The following is a 3,287-nucleotide window of genomic DNA, read 5'->3' as shown; positions in this document are numbered from 1 at the left end:
CCCACGCGGCGGTGGCCTCCAGCCCGGCGGTCGGCGCCGCGGTGGTCCATGCCGGCGGCACGGCCCCGGTCGGCGGCACCACCGGCACGGCCTACGGCGGCAGCAACAGCGACCAGCGCTACGACCGCATCCGCGAGGCCCGCGCCCGCGGCTACGAGGGGGATCAGTGCGGGGAGTGCGGCAACATGACGCTTGTCCGCAACGGCACCTGCCTGAAGTGCGACACCTGCGGCTCCACCACGGGCTGCAGCTGAGGCCAGCCGGTTCCATCCCCGGCATGGCGTGGAAAAGGGGAGGTCCTCGGACCTCCCCTTTTTTCATGCGCGCTGGCTTCGGGGGCGCCGCCGTCGGTGGGTTGAACCCTGCGGGCATGGCTTTCGCCGCCGGCAGGGAGCCCCACCGGCGGCGGTCATCGCGAGCGGGACGGGGTCAGACCGGGATGTTGGGGAAGACGCGGCCGGAAAGCTGGGTGTCGGCCAGTTCTGCCGGGACGGCGTCACGCTCCTTCAGCCAGCGGGCGAACTGGCGGTCCGCGGAGTTGATGTGCAGCATCAGCCATTGCGGCAGGAAAGTCGCCAGATACTCGGCGATGTTCTCCTCCGGCACGTTGCCGGTGGTGAAGGCGTGCAGCTGCTCCCACGCCAGGGAATGCTGGACGAGATGGTCGGCCAGGAAGGGATAGCCGGCTTCTTCCATCACCTTCTGCTCGCTCGCGAAGTGAATCTCCGTATAGACCACCGCATCGGCCAGGGTGCGATAGACTTCCCCGCGGGAACGGCCTTCGGCGACGGCGACATGGAACGCCTGGACCAGCCCGATCCAATGCTTGTGCTGCTCGTCGATCTCCTCGACGCCCAACTCAAGATCGTCGCTCCAGACGAGATCCTGAAAATTCTCGGCGGGCATGTCCATGATCACGATGACTCGGCTTAAAGTGGTGACAGCGTGGGCATCATAAACACGGTCGTATGTGCATCAATGGTTTGAATTGAGATAAATTGTCGCGGCTTTGGTGTTTTGGTGGTGAGCTATGGCGCAAGCCGAGGGTTGTGTGTCCTTGCCGGACGCCGGGCGCGGGTCAATATGCGGGCCTGTGACGACACAGCCGACGGGATGCGCCATGCGACGTGCGATGAACCGCCGCCTCCGCCTTTTGCCGCTCCTCGCCCTGCTGGTGCTGCCGCCGCTCCAGGTCGCGACCGCCCAGGAGGCACCTCAAAACGCGGCAGCTCAAAACACACCGGCCCAACACGAGCCGAACCAGAGCGCAGCGAAGCCGGCGGAGCGGACCGGCAACGGCTTCGATGCCCAGCGCAGCGAGACCAGACACCAGCTGTCTTTGCCCTCCGGGCCGCTCGCCTACACGGCGGTGGCGGAGTTCCTGCCCCTGCGCGACGGCCCGCGCGAGGAGGTGGCGGCCCGCGTCTTCACCGTCACCTATACGCTGGATGGGGGCACGCTGGACGGGACGCCGCGTGGCCAGCGGCCGGTCGCCTTCGTGTTCAACGGCGGGCCGGGAGCCTCCTCGGCCTATCTGCATCTGGGGGCCTTGGGGCCGAAGGTGGTCGGCTTCAACGACGACGGGTCGCTGACCCGCCCGCCGGCCCCGCTGCTGGACAACCCGGACAGCTGGCTGGCCTTCACCGATCTGGTCTTCATCGATCCGGTTGGCACCGGCTACAGCCGGGGCATACGGCGTGACGGTGGAAAAGAGGAGGGCGCGCGGCGGGACGAGGACCCCGGCAAACGCTTCTGGTCGGTCGATGCCGACAGCCGGGCCATGGCGGAAATCGTCCGGCTCTGGCTCACCCGCAACGGCCGCTGGGAGTCGCCGAAGTTTCTGGTGGGGGAGAGCTACGGCGGCTTCCGCATCGCCAAGATGGCCAACCGGCTGATCGACGACACCGGCATCGCGGTCAACGGGCTGATCATGGTGTCGCCGGTGGTCGATTTCGCCACCATCCGCGGCGGTGGCGGGCTTCTGGTGCCGGCGCTGCGGCTGCCCTCCTACGCCGCCTCCGCCGCCGCCAACGGGCTGGTTCCCGGCACGCCGGAGCAGGCGGCGGCGGCGGCGGAGCGTTACGCCTTCAACGGCTACCTCACCGGTCTGGCCGGTCTGGACTACCGTCGGCCCGGCGCGGCGCAGGGCTTCTTCGCCGAGGTGGCGCGGACCACCGGCCTGCCGGAAGAGCTGGTGACCCGCTTCCGCGGCGAGATCCCCCCCGACGTCTTCGCCCGCGAGCTGCTGCGCGGGCGGGGGCGGGTCGCCAGCGTCTATGACGGCACCTTCAACGCCGCGGACCCCGACCCGTCGGCGGCGCGCCTTCCCTTCGATCCCTTCCTGAAGGGCACGGTGCCGACCTACACCACCGCCTTCGCCGCCTACGCTCACGAATGGCTGGGCGTGCGGACGGAGGTGCCGTTCGACCTGCTCAGCGACCGGGTGAATCGGGGATGGGAATGGCCGCGCTCCGGCCAGCCCAGCGCGGTGGACGATCTCCAGGCCGCCCTGACCCTGCAGCCCGCGCTGCGGGTGATGATCGCCCATGGGCGCACCGACCTCATCACGCCCTACATGGCGTCGCGCTGGGTGGCGTCCCGCCTGGAGCTGCCGGACGGGCAGGCCGACCGGGTCGCCGTGACGGTCCATGAGGGCGGTCACATGATGTACACCCGCGCGCCGGAGCGCGCGAAGCTGGCCGCCGACGCGCGGGCCCTGATCGAGGCCGCGCTGCGGTGAGGCGAGCGGGCGAAAGAAAAACAGGCGCCCCGGTCGGGACGCCTGCTGCGCAATGCTTTGCCTCGGCCTGTGGTCGCCGGCTGGACCTTGCCGGTTAGAACAGRCGCAGGATCGACTGCTGCGACTGGTTGGCCAGCGAGAGGGCGATGGTGCCGAGCTGCTGACGGGTCTGCAGCATCAGCAGGCTGGCGCCTTCCTCGTTCTGGTCGGCCAGCGTCAGCTTGTTGGCGCCTTCGACCAGCACGTCGCTGAACTCCTTGGTGAAGGTTTCGCGGGTCGTGATGATGTTCAGGTTGGTCGACAGCGTCTGCGAGGCCGAGCGCAGGCTCTGCTTCGCGTAGTCGATGCTGGCGACCGCCTTGTCGATGTCGGCGCGGTCGGTCCAGTCGTTTTGCGCGTAGTCCAGACGCAGGCCCTGGCCGCTGGTGGTCAGGTTCTGCGACTTCACCGTGATCGCGTTGGTGTTGCGCTCGTTGAGCTGCACCGTCAGATCGTTCGAGGTGTTGGCGTCGGTCACCTGCACCGAGACCAGGTTGGCCGCGGAATT

Annotated in this window: 3 protein-coding genes and 1 pseudogene; 2 read left to right on the top strand and 2 right to left on the bottom strand. The window is 68.6% G+C overall.

Going from position 1 to position 3,287, the window contains the following annotated elements:
• A partial coding sequence (locus AC1DVI_RS32060) for a hypothetical protein (RefSeq protein WP_476961421.1) occupies positions 1 to 254 on the top strand: 254 nt, incomplete at its 5' end.
• A gap of 175 nt (positions 255 to 429) precedes the next feature.
• On the opposite strand, the gene AC1DVI_RS32055 is transcribed toward AC1DVI_RS32060, so the two are convergent.
• Complete coding sequence (locus tag AC1DVI_RS32055) at positions 430 to 912, bottom strand: bacteriohemerythrin (protein WP_149167656.1); 483 nt, start codon at positions 910 to 912, stop codon at positions 430 to 432.
• A 208-nt stretch (positions 913 to 1,120) separates the two neighbouring features.
• On the opposite strand from AC1DVI_RS32055, the gene AC1DVI_RS32050 reads away from it, so the two are divergent.
• On the top strand, positions 1,121 to 2,740 hold the full coding sequence (locus tag AC1DVI_RS32050) for a S10 family peptidase (protein WP_476961420.1): 1,620 nt from the start codon (positions 1,121 to 1,123) through the stop codon (positions 2,738 to 2,740).
• 94 nt (positions 2,741 to 2,834) lie between these two features.
• Here the strand turns inward: AC1DVI_RS32050 and AC1DVI_RS32045 are convergent.
• Positions 2,835 to 3,287: pseudogene (locus AC1DVI_RS32045) on the bottom strand (flagellin N-terminal helical domain-containing protein); the annotation flags it as partial.

This window comes from Azospirillum sp. P4_B5, from assembly GCF_056402275.1.
The sequence above is the reverse complement of the archived record's forward strand: the minus strand, read 5'-3'. Positions and strand labels throughout refer to the sequence as shown.